The following is a 24,382-nucleotide window of genomic DNA, read 5'->3' on the forward strand; positions in this document are numbered from 1 at the left end:
CCCCGAATCACCGGGACCGAAACGTCACCGGCATGGACATCACCGTCTTTACCGGCTCACCGGCCATCCTGCCCGGTTGGAAGTTCTTTCTGGTATTTCCTATACGATGCCAGAGAGGTCTCCCACATCAGGTAGCCGAACAGCACGCCGCCGATGGGCCAAATGGCCAGCGAGACGGATAAGTCGCCCAGAACTTCCGTCACCGAGGGGGGCCACGTTCCCAATTCCAGACGCCACGTGCGCTGACGCCACAGGTCCCAGGCAACCGTAATCACGCCCATCGTGCCGCCCCAGGCGACCATGCCGACCCAGACGATGAAGTGCAACCTGCCCCGCTCGATCCGGCGTTCCATGCGCTCGATGTTCTCGGGCGTCCATTCCCCGCGCCAGAACCGATCCCAGCGGGACATCTGCTTCTGCTGTGTCATGCCAGGATGCTACCGAGCCCCCGCCCTGCCGTCAATGGCAGTTTGACACTATTCCCGCCCGTAGTCGTCCTCAAGCCGCACAATGTCATCCTCATCACACACGCCCAGCTGCGTCTCGATGATGATGAGGTTCTCATCGCCGTCATTCTGGATACGGTGCACACCGCCCAGGGGAATGAAGAGCGCATCGCCCGGATTGACCCGGGTCACGGAGTCGTCCAGCGTGAACAGCCCGGTGCCGATCGCAATCGCCCAATGCTCGCTGCGCTTGTGGTGCTTCTGCAAACTCAGCCGCTGGCCGGGGTGCACGATGATGCGCTTGACGCGGTAGCCGGGTTCGTTGAGATACTCTTCCCAACGACCCCACGGGCGGTCGTCGGCGTCGAGCGGAGTCGATGCGCTCATCAATCAGGCCGGGATTTCAGGGACGGGCTTGCCGACAAACCGCATGAGGGCAACCAGCAGACCGGCCCCAAGCACGAGACCAATCCAGGGAGGCATACCGTAGCCGGCTGGCAGGGTACCGAGCAGAATGGCTACGGCACCAACCGCGCCGGCGTACGGCAACTGCGTGCGCACATGGTCGATGTGGTCACAGCCGGAAGCCATGGAACTCAGAATGGTCGTGTCGGAAATGGGCGAGCAGTGGTCGCCCCATACGGACCCTGCCAGTACACAGGAAACGGTCGAATACAGGATGTGATAGTCGCTCGAGTCCGTCATGCCGTTGATGGACATCACGGCCCAGGCAAGCGGGACCACCAGAGGCAATAGAATGCCCATCGCCCCCCAGGAAGACCCGGTCGCGAATGCCGTGGCCGCTGCCAACACGAATACAATCAGCGGCACAAGCTGCGGAGCCAGCGAGTCACCCAGCACCGACACCAGGTAGCCGGCGGTGTGCAAATCTGTGGTGACCTCGGACAGGGCCCAGGCCAGGATCAGGATCATCATCGCGAACAGCATGGACTTGAGCCCTGCGTACCACGCCTCCACCGTCTGCGCCAACGTCAGAATGCGCTGGCCGATGGACAGACCGCCCGCCACGAGCACGCTGAGCAGACTCGCCCAAAGCAATGAGATGTAGGAGTCGGATTCCCCGATGATCTCGCGCAGTGAACGGCCCTCCTCATAGCCGGTCACGTAGAGGCCGATCAGCACGCCGAACACCAGCGTCGCCACCGGCAGCACCGCGTTGATCATGCGCGTGGGCTTGTCCGGATCCGGCTGCACATCCTTGCCTTCGACGGCCTCCGAATCGATCTGCGCATCCGGGTCCAGGACCTGTCCGGTGGTGCGCGCGCGCGTCTCCGCTTTCAGCATCGGGCCGAAGTCTCGCCCGCCGCGCGCGACCACGAACACGAAAAAGATGGCCAGCAGCGGATAGAAACTGTACGGAATGGAGCCAAGGAACATGCCGTACGGCGACTCCTGGATCTCAGGGATTCTGGCGAGCACATCGCCAATCAGACCCACTTCGTAACCAATCCACGTGGTGACCAGCGCCAGACAGGCCACCGGCGCAGCCGTGGAATCCACGATGTAGGCCAGTTTCTCCCGTGAGATCCGCAGCCGGTCGGTGACGGGCCGCATGGTGTTGCCCACCACCAGCGTGTTGGCATAGTCGTCGAAAAAGATCGCCAGGCCCAGGCCGGCCGTAGCCGTCTGACCGCGCTTGGGATTGGAAGCCCAGCCGACGATGCGATTCACAATGCCCTGCATGCCGCCATTTCTGGAGACGATGCCCACCATGCCACCGATCAACAAACTGAACAGGATGATCGATGCGCGGTCCGCATCGGTCATGGCCTCCAGCACGTAGGTATCAACAGTGTCCAGCAGCCCCTGCCACACCCCTCCGACCGAGAGCGAGGCCGCAAAAACAGCCCCCACCCACACACCGGCAAACAGCGACGGAATGACCCGCTTCGAGACAAGCGCCACGCCGATCGCGATCAGCGGCGGCAGAATCGACAGCCACCCGGGAATCATCCGGAATGGCAGGGACGCCACAGGGCTGCCCTGCCTGAGAAGGTGCACGCTTCCGGGCTCAGCCGCAGTGACGGTTGCCACCCAGTCTCCTTCGGACGCGTCGTACGAAAGCGGAAACTCCTGGCCCCCGACCTCGACTGAAAAGCCTCCCGGCCACAACGAATCGTAGACAATGGCGCGGACCTCAAACGAGACCCCCGGCAACGCAGTCTCCGGAGCCGAGAAGGAGTGAACCTGTGCCGAGGCCGGCAGGGCCATGAACACCACCAGCGCGAGGGAAAGCAGTCGTGTCGTCATGTCAGTCCTGGGTTCCGAATATGCGATCACCGGCATCGCCGAGGCCGGGACGAATGTAGGCGTTGCCGTCCAACTGACGATCCAGCGCCGCCGTGATGATCGGCACGTCGGGATGCGCCTCGTTGAGACGGGTCACGCCTTCGGGGGCCGCCACAAGGCAGATGAACCGGATGTCGCGCGCGCCGCGTCGCTTCAACACGTCGATCGCGCCGACCGCGGACCCTCCGGTGGCCAGCATGGGATCCACCACCAGTACGCGGGCCCGCTCAATGAAGCGTGGCGTGCGCTCGTAGTAGCTCACCGGCTCCCGGGTCTCCTCATTGCGATACATGCCCAGATGCCCGACGCGGGCGTCCGGAATCAGCCTGAGCACCCCATCGACCAGCCCGAGCCCTGCCCTAAGGATGGGCACCACGATCACGGATCCGCGCAGCGTGTGCCCCACTGTCTGCTCGAGCGGGGTCTCAATGGTGACCTCGCTCTCCGGCATATCGCGGAGCGCCTCGTAGGCCAGGTGCCCCGAAATATTCGACAGTGTCGCGCGAAAGGTGCCGTGCGTGGTCTCCTGCCGCCGCAGAATCGTGAGATCGCGGCGGACGATGGGGTGATCAATAACGGTGACCTTGGGCGCACCCACGGATCAGCCCCGCCGCTTCTTCTCCTCCACGTGGCGCTTGTGCACCTCCGCGTTCTCAACCCACGGCTTCCGCTCGAAGTACGAGTCGGTGATCTTCTTCAGCAGTCCGCTGAGCAGGATCAGCGTGATGACGTTGGGAAGAGTCACAAGGGACAGCGCCACATCGCCCAGATCCCAGATGGTCGTCACCGCAAGCACGGCGCCCAGGAAGTGGAAGCCGAGGAAGACAATCTTGTACGGGATGATGGCTTTCTTGCCGAGCAGGTAATTGGCACACCGGTCACCGTAGTAGCTCCACGAGATCGCCGTCGAGATAGCGAACAGGAATACGCAGACCAGCACCAGCCAGCGGCCAAGCCAGCCCAGACCAAGCGGCTCCAGGCCGCGCTCAAAACCAAGCTGCGTCATCGGCGAACTGTTTCGCACCGCGTTGCCGAAGACCACCTCATACTCCTGACCCGAGTCGCTGACGGCCACTGCTCGGTCCGGGAAGACCGTTCCCGTGAAGAGCTGCGTCTGGTCTTCGTCCGTGTAGAGCTGGTCCACGGCCACATCATAGTACGCGACCTGAATGCCCTCGGCCGAAGTCACGGCGCCGTCCGTGTACGTGATCTCCGCCGGCGGCGACATATCCACGTTTGAGCCGAATTCGTCAATCATGACGTAGGACGTATTGCCGTCCGTCAGACTGATCGTCGTCGGAATCTTGGCCTCGAATGCACCCGTGGAGACAATGACCAGACCGGTCATCGTGCAGATCACGATCGTGTCGATGAAGGGCTCCAGAAGTGCCACAACACCCTCGGAAACCGGCTCATCGGTCTTTGCAGCAGAGTGGGCGATGGGCGCCGAGCCCTGTCCGGCCTCGTTCGAGAAGAGACCGCGCTGCACGCCGTACTGGAGCGTGAAGAGGAAGACACCTACGCCTGTGCCGGCCACGCCTGCCGTCGGGTTGAAGGCCTCTGTGATAATGCGGCTGAAGGCCGGCAGGATCTCGCCAGGGCTCGAGAACAGAATGAGCAGCGCGCCGAGCACGTACAGGCTGGCCATGACCGGAGCGAGCACGCCTGTTACGGCGCCGATGCGGCGGATACCGCCGATGATGACCGAGCCCACGATGCCGGCGCTTACGAGGCCGGTGATCCACGTGGCGATGCCGAAGTTGTCGGCCATCTGGGTGGCGATGGTGTTGGCCTGGATCGCGTTGCCCGTCATGAACGACGTCATCATGAGCATGATGGCGAAGAAGACCGCGACCGGCTTCCAATTCCAGCCGTAGACCTCCTTGATGCCTCGCTCGATGTAGTACATCGGACCGCCGGCCACAGAGCCTTCCATGGCGGAGTTGCCGTCCATCTGCACCCGGAAGTGCTGCGCGAGCGTCACTTCCGAATACTTCGTGGCCATACCCAGAAGGGCAGTCATCCACATCCAGAACAGGGCTCCGGGGCCGCCCCAGTGGATGGCCAACGCCACGCCGGCAATGTTACCGATGCCGACCGTAGCCGACAGCGCCGTCGTCAGCGCCTGGAAGTGGGAGACATCACCCGGCTCGTCCGGGTCGTCGTACTTGCCCGAGGTCACGGCAAAGCCGTGTCCCAGCCTGCGCAACTGGATGAAACCCAGACGGAGGGTCAGAAACGCACCTGCGCCAAGAAGACCGATGACGAGAATCGGCCCGAGGAAGTTGTTGGCGATCGAAATAAAATGTTCTAGGGCTTCCATCCGATGGAGTTGTGCTGGTAGAACGGGCTGAGGGGATCAGGCCGCCGCGCTGAAGAGAGTGGGAGGCGCGGAAAAGGCCAGCCGCGAATATAAACCTGTGTGGAAGGGGCGACAAACCACCGGCAGATGCACCGCCCGGCATCACCGGGCCGGCGGGCACCTTGTCGCGGCGGGCACGTCGTCGCACCGGGCACCCTGACGCAGCGGCCCCTTGTCGCCCGCCGCCTAGTCGCAGCGGCACCTCGTCGAAGTGGCGCCTACTGGTGCAGCGTCTCCGGATCCACCTCCGTCACCGCGCCCTCAGCCACAGCCAGCGTGCGCGCCGGGTACTTCTGTACCAACCGGTAGTCGTGCGTGGCCATCAGAATCGTCATGCCCTGGCTGTGCAGGTTCAGAAACAGCCGCTGGATATCATCCGCGACGGCGGGGTCCAGGTTGCCGGTAGGCTCGTCTGCCAGAATGACCCAGGGCTCGTTCACAATCGCCCGGGCAATCACCACCCGCTGCTGCTCCCCGCCCGACAACTCGTGCGGGTACCGCCGTCGCTTGTGGCTCAGACCCACCCAGCTCAGCACGTGCAGCACGCGATTGCGCACCTCACGACCCTTCTTTCCGGTCACATACAGCGCAAACGCCACGTTCTCATACACGTCGCGGTCCGGCAGCAGCTGAAAATCCTGGAAGACAATGCCGAGAGAGCGCCGCAGGAACGGAATCTCGGCGTTCTTGATGCGATCGCTGCGGAAGTCCGCAACGCGCACCAGCCCTTCCTCCGGCTTTGCGTCCATGTACAGGAGACGCATCAGCGTGGTCTTGCCGGACCCAGTGGGCCCGACCAGATACACCATCTCCCCGCGCGAGATGAACAGATTCAGCCCCGTGAACACCTGCCTGCACTCACCGCCCGGGAGCGGGTAGGAGGCGGATACGTTGCTGAGTTCGATCAAGGACGGTACGGGCTGACTGCGCGCAAACTACGGTCGACGCAGCACCCAGTGAACCCGCTCGGTGCGCTCGGTCACGGGATCCCTGCCAAAGTCCTCAAAGGAGGCGGCCACTTCGAAGCCGGCCCGGTCGGCGGCAGCTCGGACCTCATCGACCGTATACGCCCGCTGCCTATGCTCCTCCCGGAACTGCTGGTCGAGGGCGTTGATCTCGAAGACGGTCGTGTGAATGCGGGATTCCGAGTCGTAGCGCGAGTGGCGCACGTAGCTGAAGCCTTCGGCCTCCCCGGAGTCCTCGAATAGCGTCTCGTTGTTGATGGAGTTGGCCGGCGTGGACTGATCAAACACAAAGAGTCCTCCGGACCCAAGGGCTCGAAATGCGCACCCGAACAGCTTGTCGAGTTCCTCCTCTTCCAGCAGATAGTTCATGCCGTCGTAGAGCAGAAGGACCACATCGACGGCCTGATCCACCGAGAAGTTGGTGAAGTCGGCGACTACCCACTGGATGTCATGGGCGCCTTCCATCTCCGCCTTGGCCTCGGCCACACGCACCATCTTGGGCGAGCCGTCCGTGGCCAGGTACCGGAACTGCTCGATCTGCCGCAGCGAAAGCGCAAAGGAACCGGTGCCGCACCCCAGCTCCAGCACGGTTTCAGCCTCCGGATGAAAGTCCGTAATCAGCCCGTGCACGTACGCGGCCCACAGATCATAGTCCACGTGCTCCATGACCACGTCATAACCGGCCGCCAGAATGGAGTAGGCCCCGACCTCCTGTCCGGGCGATGGGCTCTTGCTCATGCCATGGCCTCCCGGCGCACCGCGGCCACCTCGATGGCCACTTTCAACGCGTTCATCATCGAGTCCGGCCTCGCCCTGCCGGTGCCGGCAATGTCGTAGGCCGTGCCATGATCCGGCGAGGTCCGCACGATCGGCAGGCCCGCCGTGAAGTTGACCCCGGAGTCGAAAGCCAGCGTCTTGAAGGGAATCAGGCCCTGGTCGTGGTACATGGCCAGTACCGCATCGAACAGCTCCCACCGACGCTCGGCAAAGAACCCGTCGGCTGGAAACGGCCCAAAGGAGGCCACCGGCTGGGCGGCCTCCATGGCCGGCATGATCACATCCAGCTCCTCACGCCCCAGCACGCCCCCATCGCCCGCGTGCGGGTTCAGGCCAAGCACGGCGATGCGGGGTTCGGCGATTCCGAAGTCCTGCTTCAGCGAGCTATCCAGCCTGCGCAGACGCCGAATGACCGACTCCCGTGTGATGGAAGCCGCAACCCGGCCGAGCGGAATATGGCCGGTGACGACGCCCACGCGCAGCGTGCCCGCCACCATCATCATGATGTGGTCGGCGTCGTCACAAAGACGCGACAGGTACTCGGTGTGCCCCGGCTCGCTGTAGCCGGCCATGCCGATGGCTTCCTTGGAGATCGGGGCCGTGACCAACGCCGCACAGGTGCCGGACCGGCACAGTCGTACGCCTTCAGCCACGGCGCGCATCGACAGGTCCCCGCCGCTGGATGTGATGGCGCCAAATCGCACCGTATGCGGCGCCGCACCGCGCACCTCCAGCACGTCAGCCGGCAACTCGGACATGCCGAGCACCCGCGCGTGCTCCGACAAAACCGCCCTGCTGCCGACGATCACAGGCTCACACTGTGCGCGCAGATCCGGATCCGCCAGACACTTCAGGGTTACTTCGGGGCCGACCCCGTTGGGGTCGCCCATGGAGACGGCGATACGAGGCCTCTGCAACGATCAGCCGCGCTTGCGGTCCGAGTAGTCTCTCAGGTACTCCACCAGCAGACGCACACCAAACCCGGTGCCACCGACCGGCTTGTAGGGCTTGGCCTCTTTCAGGAAGCTCGGCCCGGCGATGTCCACGTGGATCCACGGATAGGACGTGAAGTGCTCCAGGAACTTGGCAGCAGTGATCGAGCCGGCAGCCCGCCCCCCCACGTTCTTGATGTCGGCCACCGTGCTTTTGATCTGCTCACCGTATTCGGCAAACATCGGCAACTGGTGCACCCGCTCCCCGGAGCGCTCACCCGCATCTTTCAGGGGCTGCAGAAGCTCGTCCGCGTCGGGCCCTTCGGGCGTCATGACGGCGGCCGCGTGGTGCCCAAGGGCAATCACGGCTGCACCTGTGAGCGTGGCAAGGTCAATGCAGACCTCGGGGTTGTACATCTTGGCGTACGACAGTGCATCCGCCAGAATCATGCGCCCTTCTGCATCGGTGTTCAGCACCTCGACGGTCTTGCCGTTGTGCATCTTGATCACGTCGCCGGGCACGTAAGCGTTCTCTCCCGGGCGGTTGTCCGTCGCCGGAATGAGGCCGATTACATAGAGCGGAAGCTCCATACGGGCGATGGCCTCCACAGCACCGATAACCGCCGCTGCACCCGCCATGTCCGACTTCATCGCGTCCATGGAGTTGAGCGTGGGCTTCAGCGAAAGGCCGCCCGTATCGAACACTACGCCCTTGCCGACCAGCACGACCGGTCGCTCGTTGCGGCGGTTGTCCGGCATCCACTCCAGCACCGTGAAGGTGGGGGGTTCCTGGGAGCCCAGGTTGACGGCCAGCAGGCCACCCATCTGCTCTTCTTCGATGAGCTCCTTGTCCCAGACGGAAGCGAGATAGTTGTACTTCTTGGCGCTCTTCTCCATGGCCTTTGCCAGGAGCGTCGGCGTCTTGTCGTTGGGCGACGTGTTGACCAGATCGCGGGCCGTGCCGACGGCCTCGGAGATGATGCGACCCCGCTCGGCGCCGCGGCGTACGGCCTTGTCGTTTTCGCCCGTCTGCAGCACCAGGCGACTCACGCCGGCCGGCGGCTCCTCTTCGGTCCGATAGCGGTCAAAGCGGTAGGCACCCAGCAGAAACCCCTCCACCAGGGACTGGGCGGTGTATTCGACCTCCAGATTCTCCCAAGCGCCCAGGGCGATGCCCACGGTTTCCACCTTGGCCTTGGCCGCCAGGCGTGCACCTTCGGCAGCTGCCTTGCGCAGCGCCTCGCCGTTCAGCTTCTCGCCGGCTCCCAGGCCCAACAGCGCCACGCGCCGTGCCGATCCGGTCTCTGGATACAGAAGCACGGACGCGTCGGACTCACCGGAAAAATCGGGAGCTGCGCGACGAACCGAACCGCCGAAACCGGTGGCCAGATCGGCCAGCGTTCCGTCGGCCTGTTCCTGCAGCAGAGGGATCAGCAGCAGGTCTACGTCCAGTTCGGAAATGGAAATGGTGGTTACAGATACTTTCATCGTGATTGTTTAGGCCTGGCGCCTTCCCGGGCCGGCCTGAAGCATGGATAGATATTCCTGGTCCTCGTCGGACAGGCCCTGATCGGCGTCCTGGTCCGACATGTCGAGGTGGCGAGGCGCCTGGGCCATCACCATCTCTATGGTCTCCTCGAGTGGCTTTCGAACGAACGCCCCCGAAGCATTCGGGTGACCGCCGCCACCCAGCGACTGGGCCCACTTGTGCACGTGATCGTCTCCGCGCGAACGAAAACTGACCTTCGTACCGCGCTCGGTCTGGGTGAAGAGCATGGTGATGCGCACGCCCTCTACCGCCAGCCCCCAATTCACGTAGCCTTCGGTCTCTTCGATATGCGCACCGGTCTCCTGCAGCATCGCATTCGTGATCACCGTATAGGAGACGAGCCCGTTCCACTCGATCTGCAGACCCTGCAGCAGGCGAGCGAGCAGTTTCAGCGAGCCTTCGGATTTGCGGTCGTAGATGGCCGTGTGGATCGCCGATGGGTCAATCCGGCCGTATTCCAGAATCTCCGCAATAGCCCGGTGTAGTTCGGGCGTGACGTTGGAATACCGGAAACTCCCGGTATCCGTCATGATCGCCGTGTACAGGCACTCGGCGGTGGCGTGATCAATCAGTGCAGGGTCATCGGCGCTAATGATCTCATACACCAGCTGCCCTGTACTCGAAGCGCTCTCGCGGGCATACGCCAGATCAAACCAGCCCTCGGGATCTGTGTGATGATCGATGAGCAGCCGGGTGGCCGTCGCGTTCCGCACACTCGCACCCATGGGGCCCATGCGATTCTGCGCGTTGAGATCCATCACGGCAATCACGTCTGCGTCCGCGATGGCCTGCATCTGACGCAACGAGCCGTCATAGACTTGAATGTCCAGAGCGCCGTGCAACCATTCCAGATTGAACGGCGGCGGATCACACGTAATGATGGTTGCCGACTTCCCTTTTTGCTGCAAATAGCGCGCAAAGCCCAGCACCGAGCCGATGGCATCGCCGTCGGGCTTGGCATGGGTGGTCAGAACGAATCGTTCCGACCGATCGATAAGAGCGCAGACTTCTTGAAGCATAAAGAGGCGTTTGCCGGTGGTCGCTCAAAATGAGCACAAAGGCAGCCTCAATTGAACGGGTCCGCGCCAGCATTGTTCGGCGCTGCGGTCGGCCCTGGCGCCGCCGGCACCGGGACGGGATTCGGCTCAGCCCTGCCCCATCATCAGCGCTGTGAAAAGGCCCGATCCCTGCAGGTTCATGCCACCGTCCACCACCAGGCGCGTGCCCGTGATGTAGGTCGCGAGCGGCGACGCGAGGAAGACCGCAGCCTGCCCGATGTCGTCCGGCGTGCCATATCGGCCGGCCGGAATACTGCGCTTGAACTGCTTGTGGAACGTCTCGCTGTCAGGAGCCAGGCGTGCCATGCCCTCGGTGCCTTCGATCGGTCCCGGGACGATGCTGTTGGAACGGATCCCGTGCCGCCCCCACTCCAGCGCCAGATTCTGCATCAGGTTGTCCACGCCCGCTTTGGCCGCTCCGGCGTGCGTCTGCGCCATGTACGGGATGTAGGCCTGCCCGGCGCTAATGAACAGGATCGTGCCGCCGCCATCGGACAATTGCTCGAACGATGCGCGGGCTGCGTTGAACGAACCCAGCAGATCGATATCAACGACAGACTTGAACCCGTTGGCACTGAGCATCTCGGCCGGCGCAATGAAGTTGCCCGCCGCCGCCGCGACCAGGTGAGTCACCCTTCCCAAGGCCTGCCCGGCCGCCGATATGGCCGCCTCCAGCGCGTCGTAGTCCCGCACGTCCGCGGTCTGGGCGAACGTCTCCGCCCCCAGCCCCTGCAACTCCTCGCAGGCCTGGTCCAGTTTTTCCTGGGTGCGGCCGCACATGGCCACCGACGCGCCGTGACGGGCGAAGGCCTTGCAGATGCCGAAGTTGATGCCGCTTCCGCCACCGGTGACAAAAACCGTCTGGCCGGAAAACAGGTCTGAGGGGAGCAGATCCTTCATTACCGCCCCTTGAACAGGCTGTTGAACTTGGTGGCAAGGGCAATCGAACCCTTCATCTTGAGCTTGCCCGTCATCATCATGGCCATGGGATTGGCGTTGCCGACCGACATGTCGATCCAGTCCCTGGCATCGGCCATGACACGCACGGTCGGATCTTCGGTCGATCCCTCACGCGTGCTGAACGTCTGATCCTTGAATTCCAGAACCCACTGTCCGCCGCCGTCCCCGGAGAGATCCAGCTGCACCGTGCCGTTCACGCCGGCGGCGCGCTCTGGTACAAAGTTGCGCTCGTAGGCGGCGAGAAGCTCCGGAATACTGTCGATGGGCATGGTGCTCAGGGATATAGTCTGTGGGTGGTCCAGTCGTCGCCATCCGGCTCGAAGATCAGTCGGTCATGGAGGCGGCTGGCGCGTCCCTGCCAAAACTCAATACGTGAAGGCCGAATCCGGTAACCGCCCCAATGATCGGGAAGCGGGACCTCTTGGCCGTCAAACTTGCCGGTGAACTCGGCCACGCGATCCTCCAGGGTTCCGCGTTCGGGCAATTCGCGACTCTGCCGGGATGCCCAGGCACCGATTTGGCTTCCGCGCGGTCGACTGTGGAAGTAGGCCTCGGACTGCTCGCGGGACACGCGCTCCACGGTGCCCTCCACGCGGACCTGCCGCTCAAGGGGCGCCCAGTGGAAGGCCACGCTGGCGTGCGGATTCGCATCCAACTCGCCCGCCTTGCGCGACTCGTAGTTGGTGTAGAAGACAAAACCCCCGGCGTCGACCTCCTTCAGCAGCACGATGCGCACCGAGGGCTGCCCGTCCGCCGAGGCCGTCGCCAACGCCATCGCCTCAGGATGAATCAGGCCCGACTCCTCGGCCTCCCTGAACCACGCCCGAAAGAGTGCATAGGGATCGCCTCCGCCGGCCAACTCGGGATCGATGCCCCGTGCCACGCCCTTGCCCAGGGTCGTGATGTGTTTGGCGACAGTCTTCAGTTTCATGAGAGCCGGCCTTGCTCCAGCCGCAACACCCGGTCGGCACGCTCGGCCAGACTCGGGTTGTGGGTTACGATGACGAACGCCTGTCCCATATCCCGGCTCAGGGTCACCAGTTCCTCGTGCAGGCGGCCGCTGGTCTCCGTATCCAGGTTTCCCGTCGGTTCGTCCGCCAGCACAAGCGCAGGCTGGTTCATGAGCGCCCGAGCCACGGCCACACGCTGCTGCTCACCTCCGGACAATTCAGAGGGCATGTGCTCGGCCCTGGCATCGAGGCCCATCAGCTGCAGCAACTCCATCGCCCGCGCCCTGGCCTCGGCCATACCGACGCGCCGAATCAGCGCCGGCATCGCTACGTTTTCGACCGCGGTGAACTCCGGCAGCAGGTGGTGAAACTGGAAGACGAATCCGATCGATTCGTTGCGGAATCGGGCGAGATCCGCGTCCGAGCGGCCAAAAACTTCGTTTCCCCGAAACAGCACCGAGCCGTTGTCCGGGCGATCCAGCGCGCCGATCAGGTGCAGCAGCGTGGACTTGCCGCTCCCGCTCTGACCGACAATTGCGACCACTTCACCTTCCTGCACATCCAGATCTACGCCGGCCAGCACTTCCAAGCGGCCGCCTCCGGCCGTCGGGTACGCCTTGTGCAGGTCCCGTACCGAAACCAGCGGTGCGTCAGTCGTCGGCACGCTGGATATCGTACTTGTTCATCTTGTTGTAGAGGTGGCTTCTCTGGATGCCGATGGCCTCGGCCGTCTTGCTGATGTTCCAGTCGAAGTGGCCCAGCTTGTGTTCGATGAACAGCTTTTCGGCCTGGTCGCGGAAGTCGCTGAACTGGTCGAAGCGGTCCAGCAGGCCGGCCACGGGGTTCGCCCCACCACTTCCGGGACGCACGTAACGATCTACGTCGGCAGCGCCGATCTGATCGCCGTCTGCCAGAATGGTCAGCCGCTCCACCACGTTGTAGAGTTCGCGCACGTTGCCGCGCCAGTCGAATCGGGACAGGGCTTCCAGCGCTGCCTCCGAGAAGGGGCGCGGCTCCACGCCATTTCTCCGGGCGATGCGGTCTGCAATGTGCTGCGTGATGATCGGCACATCGCCGCGGCGCTCGCGGAGCGGCGGTACGTGGATAAGGATGACGCCCAATCGGTGGTAGAGGTCTTCCCGGAATTCGTTCGCGTCGATCTGCTCCAGCAGGTCCTTGTTGGTGGCCGCAACCACGCGCACATCCACGGGCAGGCTGCGATCGCCGCCCACACGCGTAATGCGGTTCTCCTGCAGCGCGCGTAGCACCTTGGCCTGTGCGCTGAGGCTCATGTCACCGATTTCGTCCAGAAAGAGCGTGCCCCCATGGGCCTGCTCAAACTTGCCGATTCGCTGCTTGGTCGCACCCGTAAAGGCACCTTTTTCGTGCCCGAAGAGCTCGCTTTCGATCAGCTCGCTCGGGATCGCGGCGCAGTTCACCTCGACGAGCGGGCCGTCCTTGCGAAGCGAGCCGCGGTGGATCCACTTGGCTACCAGTTCCTTGCCGGTGCCTGCCTCACCCGTGATCAGCACGCGTGCTTCGGTGGGTGCCACCCGGTCGATCGTGGCCTTGATGCGACCGATGGCCGGGCTGTCTCCGAGAATGGGCGTGATGCCCTCCTCATGACGCTCGGCAATGGCCTGCCGCATGCGCCGGTTCTCGTTCTCCAGCTGACCCCGATCCAGACCGTTCCGGATGGTCAGCAGCAGCCGATTCAGATCCGGCGGCTTCTCAATGAAGTCGTAGGCGCCCAGCTTGGTCGCCTCAACGGCCGTGTCCACGGTGCCGTGGCCGGAGATCATCACCACCGGGACTTCCGGTTGGGTGTCGGACAGCTTGGCCAGGACCTCCAGGCCGTCCATCTTCGGCATCTTGACGTCGAGCAGGATCAGGTCATAGGCCGAGGACTTGACCTTGTCCAGCGCGTCGTGCCCGTTCTCGGCCTCGTCGACCGCAAAGTCTTCGTACTCGAGGATTTCGCGCAGCGTGCGACGTATCGCCGCCTCGTCATCGACTACGAGGATGGAGGGCACTGCCATGGCCTAACCGCTGACGCGGGCCAGGTAGAAATCGATGTCGCGTGCTTCCTGCGATTCAGGGTAATCGTCGCGCACGCGCTCGTAGGCGCGGCGGGCGTCGGACGTTTCGCCGGCTGCCTCGAAGGCGCGGCCGGCCGACATGAAGTATCCGGGCGATGTGGCATCGCTCGGGTACATCGTCGCGGCACGGTTGTACAGCGACGCGGCGCGATCATATTCGCCCTGGCTCTCCAGAATGGCGGCTTCTGCAGCCGTGGCGGAGGCGCCCAGCAGGTTGCCGTCCCGGTCGAACTCCCGGAAGAGCGGCAGGGCCTCTTCGTAGTTGCCCAGACGGAAGTAGGAGTCGGCCGCGTAAAAGCGAGCCAGGTTGCCGGCATCGGTGCCGCCGTACTCGTCCACGACATCCAGTAGACCCAGGAAGTTGCCGGTGCCGTCAAGCGCGGTCTGGTAGGAACCGTCTTCGTAGGCATTCACCGCGCCGGCCATCGCATCGAGTGCCTCACGCTGGTTGGCGGACTGCATGAACGTCCATGCGATCGTCGCCAGGACCAGAAGCACGATGGCAGCACCGGCTCCAATGAAGTAGGTCCGGTACTTCTCCGACGCCTCCAGCAGGCGCGCGTAAACGGTGACGACCTTGTCCTCGCGGAGCTCCTGCTTGCGAGAAATCTTGCGGGTCGGGTTCAGGGTCGACATGAGCGGGGTTCGGTTGCCGTGCGCGGTAGATGCAGGTGTGCAAAGACGTTCAAACTACCTGCGTCGGAGACGCCGTTCAATCAGTCGCCGGGGATTGACGAACTCTTCCCACGGGGCGCGTGGTGAGGGCGTGTCTCAGGTCGCATCGCCCGCCTGGGAAACGCTTTCAGGACGGGTTTATTCAATCTTTGCAGCACGTTGCAGCCCTCGGATCGACATTGGGGACTGCAGAGTTCCTCCGCCCACATCCAGAACGCTTTCTGACATGGCCATCCGCCTCGGTATCAATGGTTTCGGCCGCATCGGCCGCCTTGTATTTCGTTCCATCCTGGAGCGTGAGTCCAGCGACTTCAACATCGTCGCCGTCAACGACCTGACGGATGCCGACACCCTCGCCCACCTCTTCAAGTACGACTCCGTGCACGGCCGCTACCCGGGTACCGTGAAGACATACGGAGAGGGGTTGGAAGTGGACGGAGACCGGTTCAAGGTGCTCTCCGAGCGCGACCCGGCCAACCTTCCCTGGGGCGACCTGGGCGTGGATGTCGTCATTGAGTCGACCGGGTTCTTCCGCACTCGCGAGAAGGCCGGCCTGCACCTCGGCGCAGGTGCCAAGAAGGTGATCATCTCGGCTCCCGCCTCCGGGGCCGTGGACGCCACGGTGGTGATGGGTGTCAATGACGACATCCTGACTGGCGACGAGGAGGTCATCTCCAACGCCTCCTGCACCACCAACTGCCTGGCCCCGATGGCCAAGGTGCTGGACGACGCGTTCGGCCTGAAGAAAGGTCTCATGACCACGGTGCACGCCTACACGTCGGATCAGCGCATCCAGGACGCGCCTCACAAGGACTTGCGTCGTGCCCGCGCCGCTGCGCTGTCCATCATCCCGACCACCACCGGCGCCGCCAAGGCCGTCGGCCTGGTATTGCCGCATCTGCAGGGCAAGCTGGACGGCTTCGCGCTGCGCGTGCCGACCCCGGACGGCTCCCTGACCGACCTGACCGCCGAGTTGGGCAAGGAAGTCAGCGTCGAAGAAATCAACGCTGCGTTCAAGGCTGCAGCCGACGGAGCCATGAACGGGATTCTCGAATACTCGGAAGAGCCGCTCGTGTCAGTGGACATCATCCACAACCCGCACTCGAACATATTCGACTCGCTCTCGACCATGGCCTTTGGCAACATGGTCAAGGTTGTGGGCTGGTACGACAACGAGTGGGGCTATGCCAGCCGCACCGTGGACGTCGCCAAGAAACTCTGGGATCTGCACTCCGCGTGAACAAACTCCGTCTGAAGGATCTGGCTGTCGGGGACCGCAAGGTCCTCGTCCGGGTCGATTTCAACGTGCCGTTGGACGGCACAACCGTCACGGACGATACGCGCATACGCGCCGCGCTCCCGACCATCATGTCGATCACCGAGCGGGGCGGGGCGGCAATCCTGTGCGCCCACCTCGGTCGACCAAAGGGAGAGCCCGATCCGAAGTACACCCTGGCGCCCGTCGCCTCGCACCTTGCGGGGCTGCTCGGGCGTCCGGTGCATTTTGTGACCAGCCTGACCGGGGAGAGCGCCCGGGCATACGCCGAGGATCTCCAGCCCGGTGAAGTGCTGCTGCTTGAAAACACCCGCTTTGATGCGCGGGAGACCAGCAACGACCCTTCGCTTGGCCGCGAATTGGCCGCGCTGGCGGATGTCTACGTGAACGATGCGTTCGGTGCCGCGCACCGGGCGCATGCGTCCACCGAAGGCGTGACCCACTTTCTCGAGCAATCGGCGATGGGCCTACTGGTCGAGAAGGAAGTCGACTACCTGGGGCAGCTTCTGGGCGAACCCGAGCGACCGTTCGTGGCCGTAATCGGGGGAGCCAAGGTGTCCGACAAGATCGGCATCATCGAAAAGCTCCTGGAGCGGGTAGACACCCTGCTCGTGGGCGGCGGCATGGCCTACACCTTCCTGCGGGCGCAGGGGCTGGCTACCGGCAACTCGCTGGTCGAGGAGGACAAGATCGATCTGGCGCGCGAGTTGCTGGACCGTGCGGGAGACCGCATCCGGATTCCTTCGGACCACGTGATTGCCAACCGGTTTGCGGCGGATGCTGATCGGCAGGTCGTCAGCGGAGCGATTCCCGACGGCTGGATGGGGCTGGACATTGGCCCCGAAACCGTGGCCGCTTACTCGAAGATCGTCGAAGACGCGAAGACCGTGGTTTGGAACGGGCCGATGGGCGTGTTTGAGATGGAAGCGTTTGCCGGCGGCACCAACGCCATCGCCGATGCCCTGGCCGCGTCGACCGACAGCGGCTGCCTCAGTGTGGTCGGCGGCGGGGATTCCGTGGCGGCCGTTACGCAGGCGGGGTACGAGGAGCGGTTGTCGCACGTGTCCACGGGCGGCGGCGCAATGCTCGAGTTTCTCGAAGGCAAGGTGCTGCCGGGGATTGCGGCGCTGACTGAGGCGTAGGGGGTCGCGCGGTTCTGGGGCGCAGGCGCGGGCCGGGCGGTTCTGGGGCGCAGGCGCGGGCGTGGCGGCCAATCGGCATCGTCTGGCGCCGCCGCGGGCAGGGCGGTTCGGGCCTGGTGCGAGCGCCGGGCGCGGGCGCGGGCGCGGCGGCCAATCGTCCCTGTAAGGCTCCGCCGCGGGCAGGGCGGTTCGGGCCTGGGCGAGCGCCGGGCGCGGGCGCGGGCGTGGCGGCCAATCGTCCCTGTAAGGCTCCGCCGCGGCCACGAATCCCCCCCTTTGTGGAATATGGGCGCCGCATTCCACCTTTGACCCACCGCAGGCCCCTTGATAGTCGGAAACGGGGGGTCATTTCCACGTTCGCACAAATTGCCGCGGCCTCGAGGGTGTAAAACCGCCCCTCGATTCCACGTTCGCGGAAAACGCGGCGTTTGCTGACGCTGAGGGACTCCCCGGACACACCAATCAGCCCGGCACAGGCACCAACCGGGCCACCGCCGCCTCGGCCCAAGCGTCTCCCACGCGGCCGCCGCCCAAGCGAGACGGCCCTACCCGCCCAGGAGCTCTGGATTCAGCCGCCACATCGCCCAGCAAAGCGCTGTCGCGAACGTCACCCACGCCAAATAGGGCGCCAAGAGCCACCCGGCAAGCGGCCGAACACGCCCGAACGCCCGGATGGTCAGGGCGATGAGCGCCCACAGCAGCAGGATCTCGACAAACGCAGCCGCACCCATACGCCACGCGAAGAAAAGCCAGGACCACAGCGCGTTCGCAACAAGTTGAGCCCCGTAGAGAACCAAAGCGGTGCGGTTCTGCCGCCAGCCGCCCTCCTTCCACACCAGCCAGGATGCAACGCCCATCAGCGCGTATAGCAGCGACCACACAGGGCCGAAGAGCCATCCGGGCGGAGCCCAGTCGGGCCGAACCAACTCGGCATAGAACGAACCTGCCGAAGCGGATGCCCAGCCGCCGACGGCCGCGGCGGCAAAAGCCACCCCCAGCGCCACGACCAGGCCGATTATGGTGCGAGTGCGATTCATGGTCGCATGCTACCCCGCCGCACGCGGCTCGGCAAGGGAGCCGCTTCAAGGCTGCGGTAACCGGGCAAGGCCCCTGCCGCAAAGGCCCCGACCCAAAAACCGGCCTCCCCACGCCTCTGCGCGCACCCACCGACCGCGCGCCGGACCTCCACCGAATCCGGCTGCCCTCCCACCCTGCATCCAATCCAGCCGGGCGCCGTAGGAGGGCACTCGCGCGTACCCCCGACCCCCCTTTCTGCATGTCCGATGTTGTCGTGCACGCCGATTCCCTCGGGAAACGGTATTCCAGTTTTCGCAGCCGGCCGGTGCAGGCGCTGCAGGACTTCTCACTGACGGTGTCCCGCGGCGAAGTGTTTGGTTTGCTCGGCCCGAACGGCGCCGGCAAGACCACGTTCGTCAAGGCACTGCTCGGCATCATCAGGCCAACCAGTGGCCGCGCACACTTGCTCGGCCATGCGGCCGGCCACCCCGCATCCCGGGCCCGCGTGGGTTATCTGCCGGAGCAACACCGGTTTTCCGGACACCTGACGGCCAAGGGCGCGCTCGACATCTACGGTCGCCTGCACGGCTTCGACGCCTCAACACGCGGGGCCGAAATCGAGCGCCTTCTCAACCGCGTCGGCCTGAAGGACTGGGGGGACGTCAAGGTGAAGAAATTCTCCAAGGGCATGATGCAGCGTCTCGGCCTGGCCCAGGCGCTCATGGGCGACCCGGAAATCGTATTCCTCGACGAACCCACGGACGGCGTTGACCCCATCGGCCGTAAGGAAATCCGTGAAATAGTGACGTGGCTCTCCGGCACGGGCACGACCATTTTTCTGAACTCACACCTGTTGAGTGAGGTGGAGATGGTCTGCACGCGCGTAGCGATTCTCAACAAGGGCAAGCTGGTGAGCCTGGGCAGCGTCGCGGACCTCACCAGGGCGCCGGCGGCCTATGAAGCCGTCGCAAGTCCCATCGCCAATCCTCCGGAAGGTGTGAGCCACGACGGGGGCGATCCCTGGGCGACCTACCGAATCGAAGCCGACTCGCCCGAGGCCCTGACCGAGAAACTGCGCGCATTGATCGGCGCCGACGCGGTCATCAAGGAAGTGCGCGAAGGAAAACGGTCGCTGGAGCAGGCCTTTGTCGAAATCGTGACGGAGGAAGCAGCATGAGCATGTCGACCAAACTCTCCGGCTCCCTGCTGCTGACGTTTCGCGAACTCTGGTCCACCTACGTCACGCTGGGCCTGTTTGCGGTCACGACCCTTGCGTGGGTCCTCGCCTCCTTCGCGATGAACCTGGATGTGGTCGAAGGCTCCATCGCCGGCCTGCGCATTTTCGGCCTGGACGCTACCCCCAGCGACGCGGTCCAGGATCAGGCCACCGGCGAGTGGTCGCGTGTGGCCATGTCGCTGGACAATTTCGTCGTGGGCATCCAGAGTTTTGTGGTCGGGGCCGCCTACATGCTCGGCACGCTGCTCGGCGTCTTCGCCACGGCTCCGCTGACGGCCAACCTGATGAAGGAGCCGCGCATCGGCCTTCTGCTCTCCAAGCCGCTCTCGAGGCATTCTTTCCTGGCCGGCCACGTGCTCGGCGTAATGCTCACCGTGCTGTCGCTGGCCTCGTACCTGGTGCTCAGCGTCTGGATCGTGCTCTCCCTGAAATCGGGTCTGTGGCACTTCGAATTCCTGCTGTCGATCCCGCTCATCACCATCATGTTTCTGGTGATGTACAGCGTGGTTCTACTCGCAGCGGTGACCACCGGCAGTTCCGGATTCGCGCTGGTCGGCGCGTACGGACTCATCTTCGTGAGCATGATTCTGGCCGGACACGAGGGCATTCTGACTCAACTGAACGAGGTCGGAACAGCCATTTTCATGACGTTCTACTACGTGCTGCCCAACTTCATCGAGTCGCTCGTGATCACCGTGCAACTCGTCGGAGAACAGTCCGTTGAGTCATGGACCCCCTTCATAGCGTCGGTCGGGTTTGGCCTGGCCGTCTATTTCCTGGCATTCCGATGGTTCGCTCGAAAAGACTTCTGACCCCCGTCCTGGCGCTGGCACTGGCCGGCTGTGTGTTCAACGCAGACCAGACCCTGCCCAAGCGTGTCACCGATGCCACGGACCTCGTTCCGGCGAACGCGCAGGTGGTCGCCTTCGCAGACATGTCGAGTGCACTCGGCACCTTCCAGGAGCTGGTGGCGATGGACAATTCCGGGGATTTCCCCGAGGCATGGGCCAAAATGCAGGAAGCATTCGCTCAGGTGAACATGGACCCCGAGCGCGACATCGACTTTGTGGTCATGTACGGCTCGGAGGGCTCCCAGCCCGTGGCCACCGCAGTCGGCCGGTTTGACGTGGATGCCATCGCAGACTTCATCGAGGCCGAGATGCCGGAACTCCAGCGGGTTGAGGGCGATGGGCTCACCGCGTGGACGCACGACTTCACTGCGATCGCCCTGTCGAACGACGGCACGAGGGCCCTGGCAGGTCGCGATGTCGCGGCACTTGAAGCAGCCCTCCAGGTGCGCGGAGGCGCCAATCTCGCTTCCGTCGGCGGCCCCGCCATGCAGAAAGACTCGTGGATGATCATGCGTGATCTTCCGTCCATGCAGGGCGACGGGGAATTCCCCATTCAGGAGTTTGAACTCCTGGCACGGGCGGTGTCCGACGCCGCACTGGGCGGATCCCTGACGACCGATGAAGCAGCCGGCACGATGGTGCTGCACCCGCGGGAAGGCGTATCCGCAGACGATCTCGCGGCGCTGGTACGCGGCGTGATCGGGGCGATGCGCATGCAGGAGATTCCTGACGAGGTTCGGGAGCGTCTCGAGGCGGTGGACGTTGAGGCGAGCGCCGGCACCGTCGTGGTGACCGGTTCCGTCACGCGAACCTTCCTCGAGCAGATAGCCCGCTCATGATCTATCGCACAGCGTCGGAGATCGACTTCGCGATCTCCGACCTGCCCCGTGTCGAGGGGCCGCGCCGGGTGCTGATGACAGCCCCGACGCACTTTCAGGTCCACTATGTGATCAACCCGCACATGGAGGGCCATATCGGCAGCGTGGACACCACTCGTGCCCAGAATCAGTGGCTGGCCCTGAAGGATGCCTATGACCGCATCGGCATCGAGACCCATGAGATTCAGGGTGCCGAAGGCCTGCCGGACATGGTGTTCTGTGCGAACCAGACCCTGCCGGTCCCGGCACTGGATGCCCGACCGCCGAAAGTCGTGCTGAGCCGCATGAACTCAGAGCATCGCATGGCCGAGGTGCCGGCGTATGCGGAGTACTTCGGCGAACAGGGCTACGAGCTTCTCGACCTGCAGGAGAACAAGGGCACGTTCGAGGGAATGGGCGATGCGATCTGGCACCCCGGCCGCTATCTGCTTTGGGGAGGCTTTGGATTTCGGACGGATCTGGAGGTCTACAAGCGCATGGCCAAGGCATTGGACTTGCGCATCCTGATCATCACGCTGGAGGACCCGGACTTCTACCATCTCGACACCTGCTTCAGTGTGCTGGACGATCAGTCCGTGCTGATCTACCCGGGCGCGTTTGACGATGAGGGACTCGGACTCGTAAACGCACTGTTCGAACGGGTCATCGAAGCACCTGAGGACGAGAGTCGCCGCCTGTTTGCGTGCAACGCCCACTGCCCGGATGGAAAACACGTCATCATCCAGGAAGGCTGCACGGAAACGGTGCGGCTCGTGGGCCAGGCGGGATTCACGCCGGTCGAGGTAAACACCGACGAGTTCCTGAAGGCCGGCGGCAGCGTGTTCTGCATGAAGCAGATGTTCTGGTAGGCTAGTCGGACTCTTTACGTCTCCGCATCCAGGTGATCACCAACCCGATTCCGATCACCATCCCGGCTGCCACCGCGTTGAATCCGATGTCCACAGGGTCGAACACGCGGTTCGGCAGAAACCACTGGATGGCCTCATCCACGGCACCCACTACGACCGACACGGCAAAGCCCGCTGCGGCCGGAGCAAACAGCCCGTAACGACCGCGCCAGCGCTCGGAGAACGCCTGGTAGATCAGCATCGCCACCACGCCGTACTCGAACAGGTGCGTGCGAAGCTCAATCGAGTCCACGCGCATAACCGCCATCGCGGCAGCGGCCAGCGCCCCCAGGACAAATCCCACCTGTTGAAGGCCGGGCTTTGTGCGGAGCCACGCCGCCAGCGCTACCGCTGCGAACGCGCCGACTCCGATCGTCACGGTGTTCAGGAGCATCGAACGCTCCCGCAGCCACTCGTTGATAATCTGCGCCGGCCCCAGCGTGGTATAGATGATCAGCACCACCACGCCCGCCCAGATCCAGAGGCGCCCCTCGCGATCGGGATCCGCCGGGGCATCCGGAGGCGGCACCAACAACCACGGCACTACAAACAACACTGCCAGGAAGAGCGCAAGCGGAAGCATCACAAGGCTCCCCGAATGATCTCCAGGGCCTCCTCCACCCGGTCCCGGTGGGTGCGAAAGCTCAGAATGGCGATGCGCAGCCAAACCTGCCCCTGGATCCGAGTACTCGAGAGCAGCACGCGACCGCTGCTGTTGATGCGCTCAAGCCACTCCAGCTGCTCCGCGTCCGACCCGCCACGCTTCCTGAACACAACCACGGTGAGATCAGGCCGCCACGGCACCTCCAGCCTGGGATCCGACAACAGCGCGCGCCACGCCTCATTTGCAAGATCCAGCTTCTCATTCAACTGATCCCTAAACGCCTGCACCCCGTGCAGATGCAGCGGCAACCAAACCCGCAAGCCGCGGAAGTCCCGTGACAATTCCGGTGACAGCAGGTCGAAGTCCGGCAGCACGTCCTGCTGGCCGAGATCCTGGAGGTAGTCCGCATCCTGCGAAAACGCCCTCCTCAACGCGTCTCGACTTCGTACCACCAGCGCACCCGTGCCAAACGGGAGGAACAGCGTCTTATGGGGATCCAGCGTGATTGAGTCCGCCCGTTCGATGCCGTCGAGCAAACCCCGTCCGCGATCGGTAAGCTGAAATAGACCTCCATACGCTCCATCCACGTGGTACCACACCCCGAATTCGTCGGCCAGGGCTGCGATCTCGTGAAGGGGGTCCACCGCCCCGGAGTCTGTGGTCCCCGCGGAGGCACATATGCAGGCGGGAATAAGCCCCCCTTCGAGGTCAGCCTCCACGAGACGCCGAAGGTGCTCGGGCCGCATGCGGAGCCCATCGTCCGAGTCTACCATGCGGATATGGTCCCGCCGTATCCCCGCGGTACGCGCCGCCTTGACCATGCACCCGTGGCCGTGCTCGCCGACATAGACCCTAGCCCGATCCACGTTACCCTCCGCATGGCGCGTCCGGGCTGCCACGATCGCAATCAGAGAGGAAATGGAGCCCCCGGTGGTCAGCAATCCCTGCGATTCCGGCCCCAGCCTGAAGAGGTCGCACATCCACCGCAGCACACTCTCCTCCAATGCTACGAGGGCAGGCGCGGGCGTCACCTTGCCGGTATACCGATTCCACACGTTGGCCATCAGGTCCGCCAGCGCGGACGCATAGAGGCCACCTCCCGGGATGTACGCCAGATACGAGGGCCCGGAGGTCAGAAAAGACTTCTCCGCGGCCTCCGTGGCCAGATCCAGGAGCCCCGAGAAGTCGCCCGGCGTGTCGCCTGGCGGCTGGGCCAAACGCTCCAGAAGCTCCTTGGACGGATTATTCTCGCGCGATGGGGCCTGTGGCAAGCCTTCAATCGCCGCGACAGCCCGCTCGATCACCTCCGCGCCCTGGGCGCGCATTTCGTCCGAGGACGGCTCAAGCGGATGGGACAATCGAACGGACGGGGTAGGTTGCGGGGCGCAACCTACGAATCACCCAACC

The 24,382-nt window shown here is 64.0% G+C and carries 25 protein-coding genes; 6 read left to right on the top strand and 19 right to left on the bottom strand.

The genetic code is table 11. The features are described 5' to 3' along the window. Positions 1 to 56: 56 nt before the first annotated feature. From JJ896_14075 to JJ896_14150, 16 genes are all read right to left on the bottom strand, one after another. Positions 57 to 428 (bottom strand): hypothetical protein, encoded by a 372-nt coding sequence (locus JJ896_14075; GenBank protein ID MBO6780776.1) that lies wholly within the window; start codon positions 426 to 428, stop codon positions 57 to 59. 48 nt (positions 429 to 476) lie between these two features. Next, entirely contained in the window at positions 477 to 833 is a 357-nt protein-coding gene (locus JJ896_14080) for a phosphomannose isomerase type II C-terminal cupin domain (protein ID MBO6780777.1), read from the bottom strand. A gap of 3 nt (positions 834 to 836) precedes the next feature. After that, positions 837 to 2,717 (bottom strand): Na+/H+ antiporter NhaC family protein, encoded by a 1,881-nt coding sequence (locus tag JJ896_14085; GenBank protein MBO6780778.1) that lies wholly within the window; start codon positions 2,715 to 2,717, stop codon positions 837 to 839. A 1-nt stretch (position 2,718) separates the two neighbouring features. After that, entirely contained in the window at positions 2,719 to 3,354 is a 636-nt protein-coding gene (upp, locus tag JJ896_14090; GenBank protein MBO6780779.1) for a uracil phosphoribosyltransferase, read from the bottom strand. A 3-nt stretch (positions 3,355 to 3,357) separates the two neighbouring features. Beyond that, positions 3,358 to 5,079: a sodium:alanine symporter family protein gene (locus tag JJ896_14095; protein ID MBO6780780.1), complete on the bottom strand. Its 1,722-nt coding sequence runs from the start codon at positions 5,077 to 5,079 to the stop codon at positions 3,358 to 3,360. A gap of 257 nt (positions 5,080 to 5,336) precedes the next feature. Next, on the bottom strand, positions 5,337 to 6,026 hold the full coding sequence (locus JJ896_14100; protein ID MBO6780781.1) for an ATP-binding cassette domain-containing protein: 690 nt from the start codon (positions 6,024 to 6,026) through the stop codon (positions 5,337 to 5,339). A 27-nt stretch (positions 6,027 to 6,053) separates the two neighbouring features. Beyond that, positions 6,054 to 6,821, bottom strand: a complete 768-nt coding sequence (locus JJ896_14105; protein ID MBO6780782.1) for a class I SAM-dependent methyltransferase — start codon at positions 6,819 to 6,821, stop codon at positions 6,054 to 6,056. After that, positions 6,818 to 7,750 (bottom strand): 4-hydroxythreonine-4-phosphate dehydrogenase PdxA, encoded by a 933-nt coding sequence (gene pdxA, locus JJ896_14110; protein MBO6780783.1) that lies wholly within the window; start codon positions 7,748 to 7,750, stop codon positions 6,818 to 6,820. The genes JJ896_14105 and pdxA overlap by 4 nt, the downstream gene beginning before the upstream one ends. A 30-nt stretch (positions 7,751 to 7,780) precedes the next feature. Then, positions 7,781 to 9,280: a leucyl aminopeptidase gene (locus tag JJ896_14115; GenBank protein MBO6780784.1), complete on the bottom strand. Its 1,500-nt coding sequence runs from the start codon at positions 9,278 to 9,280 to the stop codon at positions 7,781 to 7,783. Between the two features lie 9 nt (positions 9,281 to 9,289). Beyond that, entirely contained in the window at positions 9,290 to 10,360 is a 1,071-nt protein-coding gene (locus JJ896_14120) for a bifunctional oligoribonuclease/PAP phosphatase NrnA (GenBank protein ID MBO6780785.1), read from the bottom strand. 126 nt (positions 10,361 to 10,486) lie between these two features. Continuing rightward, entirely contained in the window at positions 10,487 to 11,299 is an 813-nt protein-coding gene (locus tag JJ896_14125; protein MBO6780786.1) for an SDR family oxidoreductase, read from the bottom strand. Further along, entirely contained in the window at positions 11,299 to 11,628 is a 330-nt protein-coding gene (locus JJ896_14130) for an SCP2 sterol-binding domain-containing protein (protein ID MBO6780787.1), read from the bottom strand. Before JJ896_14130 ends, JJ896_14125 begins: the two co-directional genes overlap by 1 nt. A gap of 5 nt (positions 11,629 to 11,633) precedes the next feature. Further along, the gene (gene pdxH, locus JJ896_14135; GenBank protein MBO6780788.1) at positions 11,634 to 12,290 is read right to left on the bottom strand and encodes a pyridoxamine 5'-phosphate oxidase; all 657 of its coding nucleotides are present in this window, start codon (positions 12,288 to 12,290) and stop codon (positions 11,634 to 11,636) included. Further along, entirely contained in the window at positions 12,287 to 12,973 is a 687-nt protein-coding gene (locus JJ896_14140; protein MBO6780789.1) for an ABC transporter ATP-binding protein, read from the bottom strand. Before JJ896_14140 ends, pdxH begins: the two co-directional genes overlap by 4 nt. Beyond that, the gene (locus tag JJ896_14145; protein ID MBO6780790.1) at positions 12,960 to 14,348 is read right to left on the bottom strand and encodes a sigma-54-dependent Fis family transcriptional regulator; all 1,389 of its coding nucleotides are present in this window, start codon (positions 14,346 to 14,348) and stop codon (positions 12,960 to 12,962) included. Before JJ896_14145 ends, JJ896_14140 begins: the two co-directional genes overlap by 14 nt. A 3-nt stretch (positions 14,349 to 14,351) precedes the next feature. Next, positions 14,352 to 15,044 carry a tetratricopeptide repeat protein gene (locus tag JJ896_14150; protein ID MBO6780791.1) on the bottom strand — a complete coding sequence of 231 codons (693 nt, stop codon included), beginning with the start codon at positions 15,042 to 15,044 and terminating at the stop codon, positions 14,352 to 14,354. Between the two features lie 265 nt (positions 15,045 to 15,309). Here JJ896_14150 and gap point away from each other — a divergent pair, with 265 nt between their 5' ends. Next, positions 15,310 to 16,323 carry a type I glyceraldehyde-3-phosphate dehydrogenase gene (gene gap / locus JJ896_14155; protein MBO6780792.1) on the top strand — a complete coding sequence of 338 codons (1,014 nt, stop codon included), beginning with the start codon at positions 15,310 to 15,312 and terminating at the stop codon, positions 16,321 to 16,323. Further along, positions 16,320 to 17,501, top strand: coding sequence for a phosphoglycerate kinase (locus JJ896_14160; protein ID MBO6780793.1), 1,182 nt, complete (start codon positions 16,320 to 16,322; stop codon positions 17,499 to 17,501). The genes gap and JJ896_14160 overlap by 4 nt, the downstream gene beginning before the upstream one ends. 545 nt (positions 17,502 to 18,046) lie before the next feature. Here the strand turns inward: JJ896_14160 and JJ896_14165 are convergent. Continuing rightward, positions 18,047 to 18,538 carry a tryptophan-rich sensory protein gene (locus tag JJ896_14165; protein ID MBO6780794.1) on the bottom strand — a complete coding sequence of 164 codons (492 nt, stop codon included), beginning with the start codon at positions 18,536 to 18,538 and terminating at the stop codon, positions 18,047 to 18,049. 239 nt (positions 18,539 to 18,777) lie between these two features. Between JJ896_14165 and JJ896_14170 the strand changes: the two genes are divergently transcribed. The 4 genes from JJ896_14170 to JJ896_14185 are packed head-to-tail and all read left to right on the top strand — an operon-like array spanning position 18,778 to position 22,332. Further along, positions 18,778 to 19,695 (top strand): ABC transporter ATP-binding protein, encoded by a 918-nt coding sequence (locus tag JJ896_14170; protein ID MBO6780795.1) that lies wholly within the window; start codon positions 18,778 to 18,780, stop codon positions 19,693 to 19,695. 2 nt (positions 19,696 to 19,697) lie between these two features. Next, positions 19,698 to 20,567, top strand: a complete 870-nt coding sequence (locus tag JJ896_14175) for a hypothetical protein (protein MBO6780796.1) — start codon at positions 19,698 to 19,700, stop codon at positions 20,565 to 20,567. After that, on the top strand, positions 20,543 to 21,445 hold the full coding sequence (locus tag JJ896_14180; protein ID MBO6780797.1) for a hypothetical protein: 903 nt from the start codon (positions 20,543 to 20,545) through the stop codon (positions 21,443 to 21,445). The genes JJ896_14175 and JJ896_14180 overlap by 25 nt, the downstream gene beginning before the upstream one ends. Further along, positions 21,442 to 22,332 carry a hypothetical protein gene (locus tag JJ896_14185; protein MBO6780798.1) on the top strand — a complete coding sequence of 297 codons (891 nt, stop codon included), beginning with the start codon at positions 21,442 to 21,444 and terminating at the stop codon, positions 22,330 to 22,332. Before JJ896_14180 ends, JJ896_14185 begins: the two co-directional genes overlap by 4 nt. 1 nt (position 22,333) lies before the next feature. Here JJ896_14185 and JJ896_14190 read toward each other — a convergent pair whose 3' ends face one another. Together JJ896_14190 and JJ896_14195 are read right to left on the bottom strand one after the other, a co-directional pair. After that, entirely contained in the window at positions 22,334 to 22,954 is a 621-nt protein-coding gene (locus JJ896_14190; GenBank protein MBO6780799.1) for a VanZ family protein, read from the bottom strand. Beyond that, positions 22,954 to 24,333 carry a hypothetical protein gene (locus JJ896_14195; GenBank protein MBO6780800.1) on the bottom strand — a complete coding sequence of 460 codons (1,380 nt, stop codon included), beginning with the start codon at positions 24,331 to 24,333 and terminating at the stop codon, positions 22,954 to 22,956. Before JJ896_14195 ends, JJ896_14190 begins: the two co-directional genes overlap by 1 nt. Positions 24,334 to 24,382: the final 49 nt, after the last annotated feature.

The organism is Rhodothermales bacterium (assembly GCA_017643395.1).
In the GTDB taxonomy this organism is placed as follows: domain Bacteria; phylum Bacteroidota; class Rhodothermia; order Rhodothermales; family UBA10348; genus JABDJZ01.

Bases quoted from the DNA above. Each gene is read 5' to 3' on its own strand.
- JJ896_14075 (MBO6780776.1), bottom strand. From the start codon at position 428: ATGACACAGCAGAAGCAGATGTCCCGCTGGGATCGGTTCTGGCGCGGG.
- JJ896_14080 (MBO6780777.1), bottom strand. From the start codon at position 833: ATGAGCGCATCGACTCCGCTCGACGCCGACGACCGCCCGTGGGGTCGT.
- JJ896_14085 (MBO6780778.1), bottom strand. From the start codon at position 2,717: ATGACGACACGACTGCTTTCCCTCGCGCTGGTGGTGTTCATGGCCCTG.
- JJ896_14095 (MBO6780780.1), bottom strand. From the start codon at position 5,079: ATGGAAGCCCTAGAACATTTTATTTCGATCGCCAACAACTTCCTCGGG.
- JJ896_14105 (MBO6780782.1), bottom strand. From the start codon at position 6,821: ATGAGCAAGAGCCCATCGCCCGGACAGGAGGTCGGGGCCTACTCCATT.
- pdxA (MBO6780783.1), bottom strand. From the start codon at position 7,750: ATGGGCGACCCCAACGGGGTCGGCCCCGAAGTAACCCTGAAGTGTCTG.
- JJ896_14115 (MBO6780784.1), bottom strand. From the start codon at position 9,280: ATGAAAGTATCTGTAACCACCATTTCCATTTCCGAACTGGACGTAGAC.
- JJ896_14120 (MBO6780785.1), bottom strand. From the start codon at position 10,360: ATGCTTCAAGAAGTCTGCGCTCTTATCGATCGGTCGGAACGATTCGTT.
- JJ896_14125 (MBO6780786.1), bottom strand. From the start codon at position 11,299: ATGAAGGATCTGCTCCCCTCAGACCTGTTTTCCGGCCAGACGGTTTTT.
- JJ896_14130 (MBO6780787.1), bottom strand. From the start codon at position 11,628: ATGCCCATCGACAGTATTCCGGAGCTTCTCGCCGCCTACGAGCGCAAC.
- pdxH (MBO6780788.1), bottom strand. From the start codon at position 12,290: ATGAAACTGAAGACTGTCGCCAAACACATCACGACCCTGGGCAAGGGC.
- JJ896_14145 (MBO6780790.1), bottom strand. From the start codon at position 14,348: ATGGCAGTGCCCTCCATCCTCGTAGTCGATGACGAGGCGGCGATACGT.
- JJ896_14150 (MBO6780791.1), bottom strand. From the start codon at position 15,044: ATGTCGACCCTGAACCCGACCCGCAAGATTTCTCGCAAGCAGGAGCTC.
- gap (MBO6780792.1), top strand. From the start codon at position 15,310: ATGGCCATCCGCCTCGGTATCAATGGTTTCGGCCGCATCGGCCGCCTT.
- JJ896_14165 (MBO6780794.1), bottom strand. From the start codon at position 18,538: ATGAATCGCACTCGCACCATAATCGGCCTGGTCGTGGCGCTGGGGGTG.
- JJ896_14170 (MBO6780795.1), top strand. From the start codon at position 18,778: ATGTCCGATGTTGTCGTGCACGCCGATTCCCTCGGGAAACGGTATTCC.
- JJ896_14175 (MBO6780796.1), top strand. From the start codon at position 19,698: ATGTCGACCAAACTCTCCGGCTCCCTGCTGCTGACGTTTCGCGAACTC.
- JJ896_14180 (MBO6780797.1), top strand. From the start codon at position 20,543: ATGGTTCGCTCGAAAAGACTTCTGACCCCCGTCCTGGCGCTGGCACTG.
- JJ896_14185 (MBO6780798.1), top strand. From the start codon at position 21,442: ATGATCTATCGCACAGCGTCGGAGATCGACTTCGCGATCTCCGACCTG.
- JJ896_14190 (MBO6780799.1), bottom strand. From the start codon at position 22,954: ATGCTTCCGCTTGCGCTCTTCCTGGCAGTGTTGTTTGTAGTGCCGTGG.